Origin of the sequence: Chryseobacterium sp. CBSDS_008 (assembly GCF_049959325.1) — a bacterium.
In the GTDB taxonomy this organism is placed as follows: domain Bacteria; phylum Bacteroidota; class Bacteroidia; order Flavobacteriales; family Weeksellaceae; genus Chryseobacterium.
This window is the reverse complement of record NZ_CP188202.1, coordinates 2326774-2342683: the sequence shown is the minus strand read 5'-3', so window position 1 is coordinate 2342683 and position 15910 is coordinate 2326774. Positions and strand designations below refer to the sequence as shown.

General features: G+C 37.3%; 17 protein-coding genes. 13 read left to right on the top strand and 4 right to left on the bottom strand.

All coding sequences use genetic code 11. From position 1 onward, the window contains the following. Window positions 1–3: 3 nt before the first annotated feature. The 3 genes from ACP3T3_RS10550 to ACP3T3_RS10540 all read right to left on the bottom strand — a co-directional run bounded on the left by ACP3T3_RS10550 (window position 4) and on the right by ACP3T3_RS10540 (window position 3092). The gene (locus ACP3T3_RS10550) at window positions 4–690 is read right to left on the bottom strand and encodes an alpha/beta fold hydrolase (RefSeq protein ID WP_426479823.1); all 687 of its coding nucleotides are present in this window, start codon (window positions 688–690) and stop codon (window positions 4–6) included. 131 nt (window positions 691–821) lie between these two features. Further along, window positions 822–1475: a ComF family protein gene (locus ACP3T3_RS10545; RefSeq protein ID WP_426479822.1), complete on the bottom strand. Its 654-nt coding sequence runs from the start codon at window positions 1473–1475 to the stop codon at window positions 822–824. Between the two features lie 138 nt (window positions 1476–1613). Next, window positions 1614–3092, bottom strand: coding sequence for a helix-turn-helix domain-containing protein (locus ACP3T3_RS10540; RefSeq protein WP_426479821.1), 1479 nt, complete (start codon window positions 3090–3092; stop codon window positions 1614–1616). A gap of 126 nt (window positions 3093–3218) precedes the next feature. Here ACP3T3_RS10540 and aceB point away from each other — a divergent pair, with 126 nt between their 5' ends. The 10 genes from aceB (at window position 3219) to ACP3T3_RS10490 (ending at window position 12498) form a co-directional block, all read left to right on the top strand. Further along, the gene (gene aceB, locus ACP3T3_RS10535) at window positions 3219–4793 is read left to right on the top strand and encodes a malate synthase A (protein ID WP_426479820.1); all 1575 of its coding nucleotides are present in this window, start codon (window positions 3219–3221) and stop codon (window positions 4791–4793) included. 105 nt (window positions 4794–4898) lie between these two features. After that, window positions 4899–6179, top strand: coding sequence for an isocitrate lyase (gene aceA / locus ACP3T3_RS10530; protein WP_426479819.1), 1281 nt, complete (start codon window positions 4899–4901; stop codon window positions 6177–6179). 179 nt (window positions 6180–6358) lie between these two features. Then, the gene (locus tag ACP3T3_RS10525) at window positions 6359–6931 is read left to right on the top strand and encodes an OmpH family outer membrane protein (protein ID WP_426479818.1); all 573 of its coding nucleotides are present in this window, start codon (window positions 6359–6361) and stop codon (window positions 6929–6931) included. Between the two features lie 130 nt (window positions 6932–7061). After that, the gene (locus tag ACP3T3_RS10520) at window positions 7062–7448 is read left to right on the top strand and encodes an acyl-CoA thioesterase (RefSeq protein ID WP_426479817.1); all 387 of its coding nucleotides are present in this window, start codon (window positions 7062–7064) and stop codon (window positions 7446–7448) included. Window positions 7449–7479: 31 nt separating this feature from the next. Then, entirely contained in the window at window positions 7480–8646 is a 1167-nt protein-coding gene (locus ACP3T3_RS10515) for a hypothetical protein (protein ID WP_426479816.1), read from the top strand. Between the two features lie 411 nt (window positions 8647–9057). Then, complete coding sequence (locus ACP3T3_RS10510) at window positions 9058–9234, top strand: hypothetical protein (protein WP_426479815.1); 177 nt, start codon at window positions 9058–9060, stop codon at window positions 9232–9234. 74 nt (window positions 9235–9308) lie between these two features. Beyond that, window positions 9309–9755: a 6-pyruvoyl trahydropterin synthase family protein gene (locus ACP3T3_RS10505; protein ID WP_426479814.1), complete on the top strand. Its 447-nt coding sequence runs from the start codon at window positions 9309–9311 to the stop codon at window positions 9753–9755. A gap of 23 nt (window positions 9756–9778) precedes the next feature. Next, entirely contained in the window at window positions 9779–10549 is a 771-nt protein-coding gene (locus ACP3T3_RS10500) for a UDP-2,3-diacylglucosamine diphosphatase (RefSeq protein WP_426479813.1), read from the top strand. A gap of 194 nt (window positions 10550–10743) precedes the next feature. Next, window positions 10744–11736 (top strand): acyl transferase, encoded by a 993-nt coding sequence (locus tag ACP3T3_RS10495; RefSeq protein WP_426479812.1) that lies wholly within the window; start codon window positions 10744–10746, stop codon window positions 11734–11736. A gap of 216 nt (window positions 11737–11952) precedes the next feature. Beyond that, window positions 11953–12498, top strand: a complete 546-nt coding sequence (locus ACP3T3_RS10490) for a hypothetical protein (RefSeq protein WP_426479811.1) — start codon at window positions 11953–11955, stop codon at window positions 12496–12498. 262 nt (window positions 12499–12760) lie between these two features. On the opposite strand, the gene aqpZ is transcribed toward ACP3T3_RS10490, so the two are convergent. Next, window positions 12761–13477, bottom strand: coding sequence for an aquaporin Z (gene aqpZ, locus ACP3T3_RS10485; protein ID WP_426479966.1), 717 nt, complete (start codon window positions 13475–13477; stop codon window positions 12761–12763). Window positions 13478–13696: 219 nt separating this feature from the next. Between aqpZ and ACP3T3_RS10480 the strand changes: the two genes are divergently transcribed. The 3 genes from ACP3T3_RS10480 to ACP3T3_RS10470 all read left to right on the top strand — a co-directional run bounded on the left by ACP3T3_RS10480 (window position 13697) and on the right by ACP3T3_RS10470 (window position 15800). Continuing rightward, a complete protein-coding gene (locus ACP3T3_RS10480; protein WP_426479810.1) occupies window positions 13697–14317 on the top strand; it encodes a DUF5715 family protein in 621 nt (206 codons plus the stop codon). 63 nt (window positions 14318–14380) lie between these two features. After that, window positions 14381–15160: a hypothetical protein gene (locus ACP3T3_RS10475; protein WP_426479809.1), complete on the top strand. Its 780-nt coding sequence runs from the start codon at window positions 14381–14383 to the stop codon at window positions 15158–15160. A 16-nt stretch (window positions 15161–15176) separates the two neighbouring features. Continuing rightward, on the top strand, window positions 15177–15800 hold the full coding sequence (locus ACP3T3_RS10470; protein WP_426479808.1) for a hypothetical protein: 624 nt from the start codon (window positions 15177–15179) through the stop codon (window positions 15798–15800). The last annotated feature ends 110 nt before the right edge of the window (window positions 15801–15910 follow it).

Genomic DNA, 15910 nt, shown 5'->3' with positions numbered 1-15910 from the left:
AATTTAAGAAAGATTCCAGAAATCTTTCATTACATTCAGCAATAAATCAGGTCGTACTTTATCCATAGGATGCTTTGTATCCGGAAGTACGGCCAGTTTTGCATTAGGAAGGCTTCTGTAAACCCTTGCGCTTTCTTCAATGGTAACCATATTGTCTTTATCTCCCACCATAATCTGAACCGGAATATTAATGGTGGCAAAATTATTTTCCAAAGGAGGGTTCTTACCTAAATCAATCATTAAATCAGCAATAGCCGGAAGCAGCTGTTTCCATTTTGAGCCGTGCTGTAATTCTAAAAGCTGAGCATACTGCGGAATCTTTTCAACAATAACATCAGGATTAAGCATCTTACTTTCCTTCAAAGCTTCTTCTTCAGTCCAGTCAAACTTTGTTCCCAGCGTTACGACAGAATTCACATTGTCAGGATTTTCCATTGCGTAGCAAAGCGCAGCATAACCGCCCATGCTGTGCCCGAAAATTGATACATCTTTCAGATGGTGCACTTTACAATACTCGGATAATTCCTGAGCGTACTTTTCAATGCTGATACCGTCTGTCGGAAGTTCTTTATTGCCATGCCCTGAAAATAAAGGAGTATGCACTTTAAAATATTGAGATAAGGTGCTCAGATAAGGCATAAAAATGTCGCTGTGACCTAAAGCTCCGTGTAATAAAATCAGATTGGGCATAGTGGTTTAGTTTCCGGAAAATTAGCAAAAAGAATTGAATAGAGAAAATAGATTGATAAGAGGGGAAGGTAAGAGCGTGGGAGAGTGAGCGTGTTAGGGTTGAGAATATCCCCAGAAACTCGTACCCCGGATCAAACATCTTCAGCCATCACCAAAACGCTGACTTTATTATTCCCTGCATTTAAAATCTCCCATGCCACCGATGATACAGTATTTCCTGTGGTGAAAACATCATCAATCACAAGAATATGTTTTTCCGTAAGCGGGCGGGTGATTGAGAATGTACTGACAGTTTCCAATCTGTGTTTCTTGTCCTTTAAAGCTTGTGCTTTTGAATAATGATTTCTCCTGACTAATTCATGATCGAACGGAATATTATAAAACTCAGATAAAGCTTCAGTAAATAAATGAAGCTGATTATACCCTCTTTCCTTCAGCTTCTTTCGATGAAGCGGCACACTGACCAAAAGATCAGGTTTATTGCCTTTAAAATCCAGACGCTCTGTAGTCCATTCCGCTAAAACCTTTCCTGTCTTTTCCCTGCTTCTGTACTTCAGATCATGGATAATCTGCCGGCTTAAACTTTCCTCTTCAAAGTGTATTAAAGCAAACGCATTTTCAATCGGAAAGAATAAACTGCATTTTTCCTTAATCGGATTGTTTCCGAAATAATCATAATGGGTAAAATGAACCTGATTAAAGCAAAGATCGCATACCAGAATCTCAGAATCAATGATTCTGTTGCAGTGGATGCACCGGTTTGGAAACAATACATCTAATATCATAATGTGTTTTTACTAAGATATGAAAATATTGGTCAGTTTTTGCTTAGCAAAGTCAATAGTGAATTTTGTTTTGCTTGTGAATGGATTGTATTATAAAAATTCAGAAGCGAAGCGAATTGACGATTCCCTATTCACTCATTAATTCTCAAACCTCTTCCTGATCTTCTCCACAGAGCTCTTCATACTCATATTAAAATGCTCCTTTTCCAGCCTTACCGGTGGTGCCTGTCTGACTTCACAGTCAGGAATACTGCAGGATTCACAGGTAACTCCTACATTGATGGTTTTTAAAGAAGGAGACTTTATAAAGCCTATCTTTTTGATCGTTTGGGAATTCAGTAAAATGCCGAGGCAATAACTTCTGTTGCTTCCATCGGAAAAAGGATTCTTCTGTGAAGTGGAAATAACCAGATAACTTATTCCCTGATCTTTATAATGAGAAACCTGAGCATCAGTAAGGGTTTCATTTTCTTTTAAGTGATCAAGATTTTTCACAGCAATCCATCTTCTGCAGTAATGTTCGTTGGTGGCATTGGCATGAGGAGCCTGCTGATGATTAAGATGAAGCTCTTTTAAAATCTGAATCTTATCCGAATTTTTCTTTTTTACCAGGCACAAATAAAACAGGTCTTTAATTCCCATTTCAGCCGAAAGAATGTTGGTCAGCCGGTAATAGAATGTTTCAGGAGAATGGGTGAAGCTGCTGATAAGGCTTTCAAAATTCTTCGGTTCCCATTTGTTTTGCTGGAAGAATTCTGAAGTTTTTTCAATAACAGGTTCTTTTGAAATTAACAGAGCGCCTGCAAAATAGGAAGCATAAAAATTATTCAATATTTCCTCAAAACTTCCGAAATCAAGCCAGGAATAAGTATGAGGTCGGTTTTTTAATTCCAGCACATTGAACCCGATTTCTTTTGCAAGGATAAAAGTTTTCTGGTCCTTCTCCAGTTTTTGGTTCAGCAGTAAAAGTTTTTTCTCCGGAATAAAAAGAGAACGAAGATTATCCAGAGTCCCATATTTTTCAAAATCTTCAGATTGAATCATATAGCTGAACTTTTCTGCCAGAATCTTTTCCAGCATATCAGACTTTAAATTTTTCCCGGTTTGTAACTGGTTTTCCCGGGTGAACAGGTTTACCTTTTCCTCAATTTCCGGGAAATAATTGTCATATAATTCCTGAAATGACCGTAATACAGCAAAATAAAATCTTTCCTTTCCAAGATTATAATTCTGCGAAATTTCGATCAGGGCATTGATAAAAGCAGTAACTTTTTTAGGAGCATCACTGATAATACTGATCAGGTTGTTTTTGTTGATTCCGAAAAGTTCCAATGGAACTTCTTTGAAGAAATCAGATTGCAGGATTTCATTGAATGGAGCAAGGCTTTTATCAAGCTTGGTAGAAACCAAATCATCAAAAGTACAGTTCAGCGCTTCAGAAAGCTGAATAATCTTATCATGCTTAGGGTATTTTTTTCCATTCTCAATTTCATTAAGATAAGATTTTGATAATCCTGTCTTTACGGCAAGATCCTGCAGAGACCAGTTTTTTTTCTGTCGCTGCTGTTTCAGTTTTAGCCCGAAAACTGTTTTGATAAAGTCGCTATCTGAATTCATTACTCAAATATAAATAATTAGATGCGATTATTCGCATAATAAATTTTAAATAAAATTAGCGAACGTTCGCTGTTTGTGAAAATTTTTGTTTATGTTTGTAATATCAAATCACAAAATCAATACGTTATGGAAACCAAAACTCAATTAGTAATAAAGTCACAGAAGCAGTTTAAAGCAGTTTTTACTCCGGATTTGGTAGATTTTCTGATTGCCCTTCATCAGAACTTCAATCATAAAAGACTTGGGCTTTTAGAAGAAAGAAAAAAAATACAACAGCAATTCGATAACGGAAACCTTCCTGAATTTTTAAAAGAAACAGAAGAGATCCGAAATGGAAACTGGGTATGCGCACCGTTACCCAAAGATCTGCTGGACAGAAGGGTAGAAATTACCGGACCGGTTGACCGTAAGATGATTATCAATGCTTTGAATTCAGGAGCTTCTACGTTTATGGCTGATTTTGAAGACAGCAGTTCGCCGGTATGGGAAAACTGTATTCAGGGACAGATTAATCTTTCTGATGCTGTTAACCGGACTGTTGATTTTGTCAATGAAAAAGGAAAAGCCTATACGCTTAATGAAAAAACTTCGGTTTTACTGGTTCGTCCGCGAGGTCTTCATCTTCCGGAGAAGCATATTGAGATCAATGGAGAGAAAGCTTCCGGTTCACTCACTGACTTTGGAATTTATTTCTTCAGAAATGCAAAACAGCTTTTGGAAAACGGCAGCGGCCCCTATTTTTACCTTCCGAAACTGGAACATTATAAAGAAGCCCGTTGGTGGAACGAAGTTTTTGTCTTTGCACAAAACTATCTTGGAATTCCGGAGGGAACCATTAAGGCTACTGTTTTAGTAGAAACGATTACGGCCTCATTTCAGATTGATGAAATTCTATTTGAATTAAAAGAACACAGTGCTGGTCTTAACTGCGGCAGATGGGATTATATTTTCTCGTACATCAAAAAGTTCAGAAATATTCCGGAATTTATCGTTCCGGACAGGGATCAGGTGACAATGACTTCTCCCTTTATGAGTGCCTACTCAAAAAGAGTGATCGAGGTTTGTCATAAAAGAAATGTACATGCTATCGGCGGTATGGCTGCACAGATTCCCGTAAAAGATGATGAAGAAGCTAATAAAAAGGCTTTTGAAAAAGTGAAAAATGATAAAGAACGGGAAGTGAAGAACGGTCACGACGGAACCTGGGTGGCACATCCTGCACTGGTGGCTGTAGCTAAAGAAGTTTTTGACGAATATATGCCTTCCGGAAACCAGATTGATAAAAAATTTGAATACCATATCACAGAAAGCGATCTGCTGGAAATTCCCAAAGGAGATATCACAGAAAAAGGAGTCCGGAAAAATATCAATGTAGGAATTCTTTACCTTGAAAGCTGGCTGATGGGAACCGGTGCTGCTGCCATCTACAATCTGATGGAAGACGCCGCTACTGCTGAGATATCAAGAACACAGATATGGCAATGGCTGAAAAATGAAGCTGTTTTAAGCGATGACAGAACTTTAACCCGAAGTATGGTGCTGCAGTGGGAAAATGAAGAAATGGACAATATTGAAAAGTATGTAGGAGAAACCCGATTCAAAAACGGGAAATTCAACCTTGCCAAAGAACTTTTCAATGAGCTGATCTTCTGTGAGAATTTTGAAGAATTCCTGACCCTTAAAGCTTATCCTTTTATCTAGTTAGAGACTGGGAGAGTAGGAGTGTCTGAAAGTTTGGGGATCATTTTCCAAACCCCGCACCTCGTTTCCCGCACCTCAAATCTAATCAAACAAAATCCAAATATTATGAAAACAAGACAAGAACAAATCCAGGCTATTGAGCAAGATTGGCTGACAAATCCACGCTGGAAGGACATTAAGAGACCTTATACAGCAGAAGAAGTTTTAAAACTCCGTGGTTCTTATACCATAGATTATACCATTGCTACAGAAATGTCCAAAAAATTCTGGGATAAATTGAATAGCCAGGATTATGTGGCCGGGCTCGGTGCTTTGACCGGTAATCAGGCGGTACAGGAAGTAGATGCCGGGCTGGAAGCAATTTATCTTTCCGGATGGCAGGTAGCCGCAGATGCTAATTTATCAGGGGAAATGTATCCGGATCAATCGTTATATCCGGCTAATTCAGTGCCTTCTGTTGTAAAGAAAATTAATAATGCCCTATTGAGAGCAGATCAGGTACAGTCTGTAAGCGGAACCGGTGATAAAGAATATCTGGTACCCATCATTGCCGATGCAGAAGCTGGTTTTGGCGGCAATCTGAATGCTTTTGAACTGATGAAACAGATGATTGAAGCAGGAGCCGCAGCCGTACATTTTGAAGACCAGCTTTCCTCCGCAAAAAAATGCGGACACTTAGGCGGAAAAGTATTGGTGCCTACCCAGGAAGCAGTGAATAAATTGGTTGCTGCCCGTCTGGCTGCCGATGTATTGGGCGTTCCAAGCCTTATTATTGCAAGAACAGATGCTGATGCTGCGGATCTGCTGACATCTGATATTGATGACAGGGATAAAAAATTCGTAACAGGAGAAAGAACATCCGAAGGATTTTATGTCGTAAGAAACGGAGTAGAACAGGGAATAGACAGAGGGTTATCTTATGCACCATATGCAGACCTGATCTGGATGGAAACCTCCAATCCTGATCTGGAGCAGGCCAGAAGATTTGCAGAAGGAATTCATGCAAAATTTCCAGGAAAAATGCTTGCCTATAACTGTTCTCCTTCATTCAACTGGGCCGCAAGACTGAGTGTGGAGGAAATGTCTACCTTCCGTGAGGAGCTGGCTAAAATGGGCTATAAATTCCAGTTTATTACACTGGCAGGATTCCATGCATTGAATACAGCGATGTTTGAACTGGCTTTGGCATATAAAGAAAGAGGAATGGCAGGCTATTCAGAACTTCAGGAACGTGAGTTTGCATTACAGCAGAAAGGATTCAGAGCGGTAAAACATCAGTCTTTTGTAGGAACAGGATATTTTGACGAAATACAGAATATTGTTACAAGCGGCTCTTCAGCCACTGTAGCTATGAAGGATTCTACAGAAACCGCACAATTCCATTAATCATTTTCCCCATATTTTTTGATGTTAAACCTTCTCTTAATCCGGGAAGGTTTTTCTGTGTTTATGATGATTGGGTTCAATTGTAAATTTCATTCAATTTGTGAAATGATAAAGCAAAATATCCGTTGATGAATAAATGAAAATTTGAATTATATTTGAGGACGAAAAAATTATTAAAAATGAATTTAATCAAAGTACTTTTTATTACATTAGGATTAACACTTACTGCAAATGCTGCAAAAGCCCAACAGAAGATTGGAAGCGTGAATACTGATGACATTTTTGCAAGTTTACCTGAAGTAAAAACAATAAGTGCAACTGTGGATAACCTGACAAAAGCCAAACAGACTGAAATTGAAAAATTAATCGGTGATTATCAGACAAAGCTGAAAACAGCACAGGATAAGGAGAAGACGCTTAATGAATCTAACAAAGAAGCGGTAACCAAAGAACTGATCGCTGCCCAAACTGAATTACAGGGTCTTGGTAAAAAAATAGAAGAATCAAGAGCACAGGCTGCTAAAGATATTTCCGCAAAACAAAATGAATTGTTTACTCCGCTGCAGCAAAAAGTAAAAGCCGCTATTTCTGCTGCTGCCAAAGAAAGAGCTATCAATTATGTTTTTGATATAGCATCTCAGGAATCGAATAATCTTGTTTACAACGACGGTAGTGAAGATATTACTGCCCTTGTGAAAAGTAAACTGGGAGCTTCGGCAACTACTGCCAAACCAGCCGGGAAATCTAAATAAAAATTTCAATATACTGAATATTGTAACGGGATCAGAACGGCTGATTCCGTTTTTTTATGTGCAAAAAGTAAACGCTATCAATAAGGTAATTCTGTTTTAAAATGATAAATTTGAATAAACTTTCAGGAGAATGAATTTAATGTACGAAAAACAGATAAAAGTAACGGAAAATCATATTGATCAAAATAATCATGTGAATAATGTGCAGTATGTGCATTGGGTGGAAGAAGTGGCAGCTGAGCACTGGGATCTTTTAAAACATCAAACCGAATATGTAAACGATGTCTGGATGCTTCTGGACCACCACATCCAGTATAAAAAGCAGGTGTACCTGAATGATATAATCACCGTGAGAACCTATCCCATGGCACCTGAAGGAGCCAAACAGCCAAGAAAAGTTGAATTTTATTGCCATGATGAACTTGTGGTAGACTCCAGCACACTTTGGATTCTCTTTGATCCTGAAACCAAAAAGATCAAGCGTCTGGAAAGCGACTGGCTGGAGAAGTTCTTTTAACTGTCTGACATTAATCAAAAACTAAATACACATGAAACTCTTTTATTCACTGGCCTTACTGTTGTTGAGCTTGGCAGGTTTTGGTCAGGAAAATCCATACTGGTTTACCGATGATATTAAAAAAAAGGTGGAAGACCCTGCTCAAAGTCAATCCTGGAAAAGCCAGATGGAAGCAACATATTATTCAATAAGCGGACAATACCAGCCTGCATTAGAAAGTTGGGATGTAACTTTTGGACGGGTAAAAAAGTTGAGCACAGCGGATAGCCTAAAATTTACAAAATTAATCCCTGTCAAGGCAAAAGATTATATTTTAAAAAAAGCAGCGAATGAGCAGATTATGATCATTAATGAGGCCCATCACAACGCCAGCCACAGAACTTTTGCTTCTTCTTTACTTCAGGGGTTGTATGACAGAGGGTACAGGTATTTAGGAATAGAGACATTAGCGAGTGATTCTTTACATATAGGAAAGTTTGCGACCCTCAGCAGTGGGTACTACTCCAAAGAACCGGAATTTGGAAACTTTATCTACAATGCCCTGAAGATTGGATTCAGGCTTTTTCCATACGAAGCCGAAGGAAATAATAAAGAAAGAGAAATTGGTGAAGCAAAGAACATCTTTGATTTTATGCAGAATAATAAAGATGGCAAATATCTCATCTATTGCGGTTATCAGCACGCTTATGAAGGAATTCACAAATCATGGGAGAAAACGATGGCGGGAAGGCTTTCAGATTTAACAGGTATCAATCCGTTTACCATTGATCAGACCCAGTTTTCGGAAAAAAGCAATCCGAAGTATAATGAACCGCTCTTAAGATTGGTAAACAATACTGCTCCTGTTGTTTTACAAGATGAAAATCAGAGAATATACAATGGGGAAGACAAGGATTTGTATACCGATATTAAAATCATTCATCCTATTACAAAATACATCAAGGGCAGACCCGATTGGATGCTGAAGGAAAACCGGAAGTTGTATAAAATTCCGGCTTCTAAAGTTTCAATCTATCCTGTTTTGGTTTTGGCTTACAGAAAAGGAGAGTTTGATCAAAAAGGAATTCCCGCCGATATTATTGAACTCAATACTTCCAAAGACAATCGTTTTTTAATTCTGGATAAAGGAAATTATGATATTGTTATTAAAAATAAGGACTACAAAGTCATTCATAAATTTGAAAAAACAATAAGATAGTCTCCTGAAATAGATTGAAAGAAAAAATAATTGTCATTTAAAACCCGAAAATACCAGATAATTCTTTCCTAAATGTAATATAACAGAATCCACAGCTGTTTTAACAGAGAAACATTAACCATGAAATCATCCATTTCATCCATATTATTTTTAAGCTTTTTCTGTACAGGTTACAGTCATACTGCAGAACAATCAAAAGCGATTGATAGCTATATAAAAAAGGTCATTCAAATCAATGAGATACCCGGAATGGCCGTAGGACTTTAAAAAAGAAATCTATGGCTATCGGACTGAAAAGGGCAATGTTATTTTTCTTACCGGTTTCCGGACAAGCAAAATACAGAATATATCAGGAGTATTTCAGTTACAGGCTCATTTAATGATTGGAATCCCGACGATCAGGCATATTATATGAATCGGAAAAATAATAATACTTTTGAATTGGTATTCCCAAAATCTCAGTTTGAAAAAGGAAAAACGTATCAATTCAAATTTGTCATGAATAAAAACGGCTGGCTTTCTGTACCTTACCATGCGCTCAATGTTGATGGATCCGGAGATCATAATTTAACATTCAAAATTGATTAAAAAAGAAACTGTAAAATCACTGTAATAGAAACAGTCTCTTTCTGTGTTAAGCTGTTTTGTCATATCTTTGCAGTATGATACGTATTACAAAAATTTTTACATTCGAAACGGCCCACGTGCTTTACAACTACGACGGGAAGTGTAAAAATATGCATGGACATTCCTATAAGCTGTTTGTAACAGTGAAAGGAAAACCGATTAATGATATTGAAAATCCTAAAAATGGAATGGTGGTAGATTTCGGAGATATCAAAAGTATCGTAAAATCTGAGATCGTGGACGTATGGGACCATGCGGTTCTTGTCAATGCACTGTCTCCACACAGAGAATTAGGAGATGACCTTGAGCAGAAAGGGCATAAAGTAATTTATTGCAGCTTCCAGCCGACCTGTGAAAACATGTTGTATGCCATCGCCGCAAAAATCAAATCTAGACTTCCTGAAGGAATCTCTTTAGCCTATCTTAAACTTCATGAGACAGAAAACTCTTATGGAGAATGGTTTGCTGAAGATAATCAATAATTTTACCCCACAAAACTCAGAAGGTGTTAAAAACGATAATTAACTTAGAACCTGGAAAAAAAATATATTTCGCTTCGGATCAGCATTTTGGAGCTCCTACTCCCAAGGAGAGTAAGGTGCGTGAGGAGAAATTTATACGCTGGATGGATGAGATCAAGGAAGATGCGCAGGTTTTGTTTTTAATGGGTGACCTTTTTGACTTCTGGCATGAGTGGAAGCATGTCATCCCCAAAGGATACGTCCGGGTGCTTGGGAAAATTGCAGAACTTAAAGACAGAGGAATCCATATTTATTTCTTTGTCGGAAACCATGATCTTTGGATGAAAGATTATCTGGAAGAGGAAATCGGGTGTACCGTTTTTTATCAGAAACAATATTTTGAAATGGGAGGGAAGCAGTTTCTGCTGGCTCATGGTGATGGGCTGGGACCTGGTGACAAAGGATATAAAAGAATGAAAAAATTATTCACAAATCCGCTGGCCCAATGGTTTTTCAAATGGCTTCATCCGGATATTGCGATGAAGATTGCATTATACCTTTCTCAAAAAAACAAAATGATCTCAGGAGAGGAGGACAAAGCATTCCTGGGAGAAGATAAAGAGTTTTTGATTATTTATTCCAAAGAAAAGCTGAAAACGCAGAAAATTGATTATTTTATCTATGGACACAGACATCTGCCTATGGTACTGGATCTGGAACCCGATGCAAAATATATCAACCTCGGAGACTGGATCTCCTATTTTACCTACGGAGTATTTGAAAAGGATTTTGAACTAAAGACTTTTGAAAAATAAAGCAAAAAAAATTACCCCTAAAAAGAGGTAACTTTCGAGCGGGTGGAAAACCCACTCTTGTTTTTAATCCATATTCCAGATAACTGATTGCAATAAGTCTACCAAAATAGCCTGCATACATTAAAAAAATATTAAATAACAATATTTTATTTCTATAAGTGCCTTGTAGTGAGGAATTAAGAAACTCAAAAAATATGGACTTGAAAAATATATTCAACATACAGACTGAACAGGATTTCCTGAATGCCTCACTGAAGACATTTCGTTATCAATATGAAAATGTTGAAATATACAGGAAATTCGTTGACTTTCTGAATGTTAATCCCCATGAGGTAGATCATTTGGCGAAAATCCCTTTTCTGCCGATAGAAATGTTTAAAAACCATCAGATTCTGGATAAAAACAGGACTACAGATTTGTTTTTTCAAAGTTCAGGAACCACTCAGATGAATCTTTCAAAACACTTCATCGCAGATACTGAACTCTACGAAGAAAGCATTTATAAAAGCTTTGAGCAATTTATAGGAAAGCCGGAAGATTTTATTTTTCTGGGCCTGCTTCCAAGTTATCTTGAGAGACAAAATTCATCACTGATCCATATGGTAGACTATCTGATGAAAAAATCTGCCAAGCCGGAAAACGGATATTTTCTTTATAACCATTCTGAACTATTTGATCTTCTGAGCCAGCTGCAGAATAAAAAAGTTATTCTTTTCGGAGTTTCCTTTGCCTTATTGGATTTTCTGGATTACTGCTATTCTGAGCACAGTGAAGAATCTCTGAATTTTCCTGAAAATTTAATAGTAATCGAAACCGGAGGAATGAAAGGCAGAAAAGAAGAAATGACCAAAGATGAACTGCTGAAAATCTTACAGGATGGTCTTAAAACAGATAAGATCTATTCAGAATATTCCATGACGGAGCTGCTTTCACAGGCTTATTCCCTCGGAAATAACGAATATGAATGCCCGAACTGGATGAAAATCATGGTACGGAATGCAGAAGATCCTCTGGCTTACGAAAAAGAAGGCCGAACGGGTGCTATTAATATTATTGACCTGGCCAACATCCATTCCTGCTCATTTATTGCGACCCAGGATCTGGGGAAAATAGCCGGAGATAAATTTCAGGTATTGGGAAGAATAGATCATTCAGATATCAGAGGTTGTAGCCTGTTGGTAAGTTAGAAAACGTCTAAGATTAATGGTGAACGGTCAATTCGCTTCACTTATCAATTTTTATATAATTGTAATAAATAAAGAAAGATAGTCTGTAACTTTTGCTGAGTGAAGCGTCATTGCGAACATTTAACAGTAGTAAATAAAAACTTTGCGAACATTGCGTTTACAATATTTACTATTAAGGAAACGCATTATTATTAATACTTTTTACGGTTATAATCAATGATCAAAATAGAAGAACTTATACACGCCTACATCCATTCGCACTGCGATTTTGAAAAAGAAATCGTACTGACTAATTATTTCCAGGCCGATTGGGAAGCGGATATTCTGATCATTGATGCAGCAGGTGGAAGTCATGAAATTGAGATTAAGCTTTCTAAAAGTGATTTTAAAAATGATTTTAAAAAAGCATACCTCAATAAAGATACGGGAGAAAAATTTCTGAAACACGATAAAATTTCATGTGGAGATTATATGTGTAATTCTTTCAGTTTCCTGATTCCAATGGGAATGGTAGATGCCGTACTTATTCCCGAACATTGTGGAATCATCGAGTTTTATCATAATGTAGACACCTGGGAAACCGAGTTTTATCTGATCCGTCAGCCGAAAAGACTTCATGAAGATTCTTACTGGAAGCTCAATGATAAAGATTTTTTTATCAGGAAAATGGCTCTCAATCTTCTTCAGCGTAAAATGGAAATCAAAGGAAAACATGAAGAACTGATTTTCAAAAATCCTTTTGACATCAAAAAACCGAAATAAGATCAAAAAATTCTTTATTAACGCAAAAGTTTAATTTCTTATTTGATATGTCTTAAGGATGCAAAGAAGGAATCAATTTCATTGATTTTTATTAAGCGGTTGTAAAACCTATCACTTCATCAACGACGTAGTCGTAACCACTTTGCTCCCTTAAATAAAAAGTTTCTCTTATAAAATCTTTGCGTTTACAAAAAATCAAGAACCAAAAAATAAAAAAAATCCTGCCGCCTGACAGGATTTTATAATGAGGGTTATGTTAAAATTATTCTGCAATTTCAGCAGTATCTCTCTGAAGTAAAAACTTGTAGATTAATCCTCCTACAACTCCTCCTAAAATTGGAGCTACCCAGAACAGCCACAGTTGCGACATCGCTGTTCCTCCCACGAATACCGCTTGCGAAAGAGATCTCGCAGGGTTTACGGAAGTATTTGTAATCGGAATAGAGATCAGGTGGATCAAAGTAAGGGCAAGACCTATTGCAAGGCCGGCAAACTTACCGTTAGCCCATTTGTCCGTAGCTCCCATAATCACAATAAGGAAAAAAGCAGTTAATAAAAACTCAGCAAGAAATGCGGCTCCCATACTGAATGCTTTACCATTATAAACGGCTTCTCCATAAAAGTTCGTGGCAAAATCCCCGGGTTTTGAGAATTCTACTGCGCCGGCGCCGTTTAGAATCGTATACAGACATCCTGCTGCTACAATTGCTCCCAGACACTGTGCTACAATATAAGGAATAAGGTCTTTTGCAGGAAATCTTCCTCCCGCCAGAAGCCCGAAAGAAACTGCCGGATTAAAGTGCCCTCCTGAGATATGTCCTACGGCGTAAGCCATTGTAAGAACCGTAAGACCGAAGGCTAAAGCAACTCCTAAAAGTCCGATGCCAATATCTGGAACACCGGCTGCGAAAACAGCACTTCCACATCCTCCGAAAACAAGCCAAAATGTGCCGAAAAATTCAGCGAAAAGTTTTTTTATCATGTTGTTTATTGTTTAAAGTATCTCAAATGTAGAATTTAAATCTTAAAGTAAAAAGTAAAAACTGAAAAAATATTTCAAAAAAGAGCGAACAAAAATTACAAAATCTGTAATTTGGTGTAAAGTTTGTTTGGGATTTATTGATAGAGTATGATAGTCAGTTTTGAAAGATATAACATAAATGTTTTATCCTTCATTTGTAATTTAAAAGGATGGTGAATGAGAACGTTTTTTTGTGTGGTCTTTGTACCTTTTATTTATAGTTTACATTATTCGCAGGCAGCCAAAAAAGCTTTTCCCTGTTATGATCTTACTACTGTATTGAAGGTTGAACCTACGCCGCTTTATAAATCTCATCTTGATGCCTCAAAAAGTTTTGGGGTAAAGCTGCTGAAAGATTCCAAAACAGTACAGAAATACATCAATAACGGGAAGTTCCACAAAATAAAAAAAACCGGCAAAGGGTACCAGGTGCAGAGGCTTGATTACAGCAGAGCGTATATGGTATCCAAGGCAAAAACAACCCTGGAAAAAATAGCATCGAAGTTCAGCAAGGATACAAAAGGCGGTACATTTACCGTTTCATCCATAACCAGAACTCTTGAAGACCAGTGCCGGCTGAGAAGAGTAAACTCTAACGCCTCACTGGGAATTAGTTCTCACAATTATGGCAACTCTTTTGACATTTCTTACATCAGATTCAACAACGTCCTAAAATATAATCCGAAAATGGAAGTTGCTCTGGAGAAAGTTTTAAAGTATTATCAGAATGCCGGTAGAATATATTACATTAAAGAGAAACAACAGAGCTGTTATCATATTACTGTGAAAAATTATTAATTAAAATCTTACTTGCGTAGCATATTTAGTTTATATACTTTTATAAGACTAAAAACTATGCTTATGTCAACATTAAACATTGTAGGCTATATGCTGCCTGTAGAAGAATGCAGAGCCGCATCAAATGAATGGAAAGCTTCCTTTTCCGATTTTTCCAGAATTCAAAAGCTTATTCCTACCAACTATGTTTTTACTATTTCCCGAGAACATCTTGAATGGATGAAAGGGTTCAAAGACTATAAAGACTTTTGTGCGGCCGTAGGAGTTTACAGGGACCGATTGATTCTTATTTTTTATCCCATGAACAATGACGGGGAAAAAATAGACGTAAAAGAATATCCATACAGTTTCCTTACTGAACTTGACAGAGATCTGAGACTCCAGGAGATCCAGGAATATACTGTTATTAGAAATGCAGTACTTTCCAAAGATCTTGAAAGCATGGAGAAAAATGCCAATATGGGATTCCCGGTATCCAATACACCTATTCTTGAGCAGGACAAAGCCGTAGAAGCTATTGAGCGCTGGAGAAACGAAGGAATGGACTGGTTTTATAAAGAAAGCAGAGAAAATGAAGGCAGCGGAATTTTCAGGAAATTCTATGTTCCTATAGCAGACCTTTGCCTTTCAGACGAAGGCCTGGCCGGTATTACCTGTTCTTTTGGTATCCGATACAATGATATTTATGGGAAAATGCTGGTAACGCTTATTTTTATCTCTTTCCGTGAAAATCTTAGGAATGCAGAACTGGGCGTAGATACAATTTCCAATACATATGACTGGGCAAAACCATGTCCTCCTATCTGCCGCATACCGGATGTAGATGTTGGATGTGAATTCTAAAATGATAAACTGAGGAATGGCTGAACTTTATAAGGCAATCTTATTCCTGAACTATGCGCTGCTTCTGTCTGTTATACTGTTGGGAGGAGCAAAATACCGCATATTAAATCATAAAGAAAAGCAGTATTTTCATTGTATTGCTTTTCTTTTTTGTATTGAGCTGCTGAATCTGGCACTGCCTTATATCTTCAGGCTTAATGATACGTCATTCCTTTATCCTTTATATATCGCAGGAGAGTTTTTTCTGCTGACCGGTCTGTTTATCAGAAAACTGGATTGGCCGAAATCTGTTCTGGGATTTGCAGGAATGCTCGCAGCAGGTTTTATGCTGTCTAAATATGGATTTGATTATCCTGCAAATGCTGATATTGCAAAAGTGATTTCGAATATCATCATCATCTGTCTTTCCGGCTATACCCTGATCCGGGAGATTAAGAATACATCTGCACAGAACCATTTTCTCCTTGTAGATGCCAGTATTTTTTTCTACTATTCCGTTTCGGTATTTATTTTTATTATCCAGCATCAGATTGCGAACCTGTCGGAAAACGATTATTATATGATTCTCAGTGCCAATAATATTCTTTCGGGTATTTTGTACTGTTCATTTTTATATACATTTTTAAGATTAAAGAAGTAACCTTAAATATCAATCTGCTGATCCTTATAATTGTTACCATAACAGTTATAGTATCTTTTATTCTGCTGGCTTACCGGGCTTTTATAGCCAGAATCATTAAGGAGAAAAAT

Excerpts from the sequence above, each read along its gene's own strand:
- ACP3T3_RS10550 (WP_426479823.1), bottom strand. The coding sequence starts at position 690 with ATGCCCAATCTGATTTTATTACACGGAGCTTTAGGTCACAGCGACATT.
- ACP3T3_RS10545 (WP_426479822.1), bottom strand. The coding sequence starts at position 1,475 with ATGATATTAGATGTATTGTTTCCAAACCGGTGCATCCACTGCAACAGA.
- ACP3T3_RS10540 (WP_426479821.1), bottom strand. The coding sequence starts at position 3,092 with ATGAATTCAGATAGCGACTTTATCAAAACAGTTTTCGGGCTAAAACTG.
- aceB (WP_426479820.1), top strand. The coding sequence starts at position 3,219 with ATGGAAACCAAAACTCAATTAGTAATAAAGTCACAGAAGCAGTTTAAA.
- aceA (WP_426479819.1), top strand. The coding sequence starts at position 4,899 with ATGAAAACAAGACAAGAACAAATCCAGGCTATTGAGCAAGATTGGCTG.
- ACP3T3_RS10525 (WP_426479818.1), top strand. The coding sequence starts at position 6,359 with ATGAATTTAATCAAAGTACTTTTTATTACATTAGGATTAACACTTACT.
- ACP3T3_RS10520 (WP_426479817.1), top strand. The coding sequence starts at position 7,062 with ATGAATTTAATGTACGAAAAACAGATAAAAGTAACGGAAAATCATATT.
- ACP3T3_RS10515 (WP_426479816.1), top strand. The coding sequence starts at position 7,480 with ATGAAACTCTTTTATTCACTGGCCTTACTGTTGTTGAGCTTGGCAGGT.
- ACP3T3_RS10510 (WP_426479815.1), top strand. The coding sequence starts at position 9,058 with ATGAATCGGAAAAATAATAATACTTTTGAATTGGTATTCCCAAAATCT.
- ACP3T3_RS10505 (WP_426479814.1), top strand. The coding sequence starts at position 9,309 with ATGATACGTATTACAAAAATTTTTACATTCGAAACGGCCCACGTGCTT.
- ACP3T3_RS10495 (WP_426479812.1), top strand. The coding sequence starts at position 10,744 with ATGGACTTGAAAAATATATTCAACATACAGACTGAACAGGATTTCCTG.
- ACP3T3_RS10490 (WP_426479811.1), top strand. The coding sequence starts at position 11,953 with ATGATCAAAATAGAAGAACTTATACACGCCTACATCCATTCGCACTGC.
- ACP3T3_RS10480 (WP_426479810.1), top strand. The coding sequence starts at position 13,697 with ATGAGAACGTTTTTTTGTGTGGTCTTTGTACCTTTTATTTATAGTTTA.
- ACP3T3_RS10475 (WP_426479809.1), top strand. The coding sequence starts at position 14,381 with ATGTCAACATTAAACATTGTAGGCTATATGCTGCCTGTAGAAGAATGC.
- ACP3T3_RS10470 (WP_426479808.1), top strand. The coding sequence starts at position 15,177 with ATGGCTGAACTTTATAAGGCAATCTTATTCCTGAACTATGCGCTGCTT.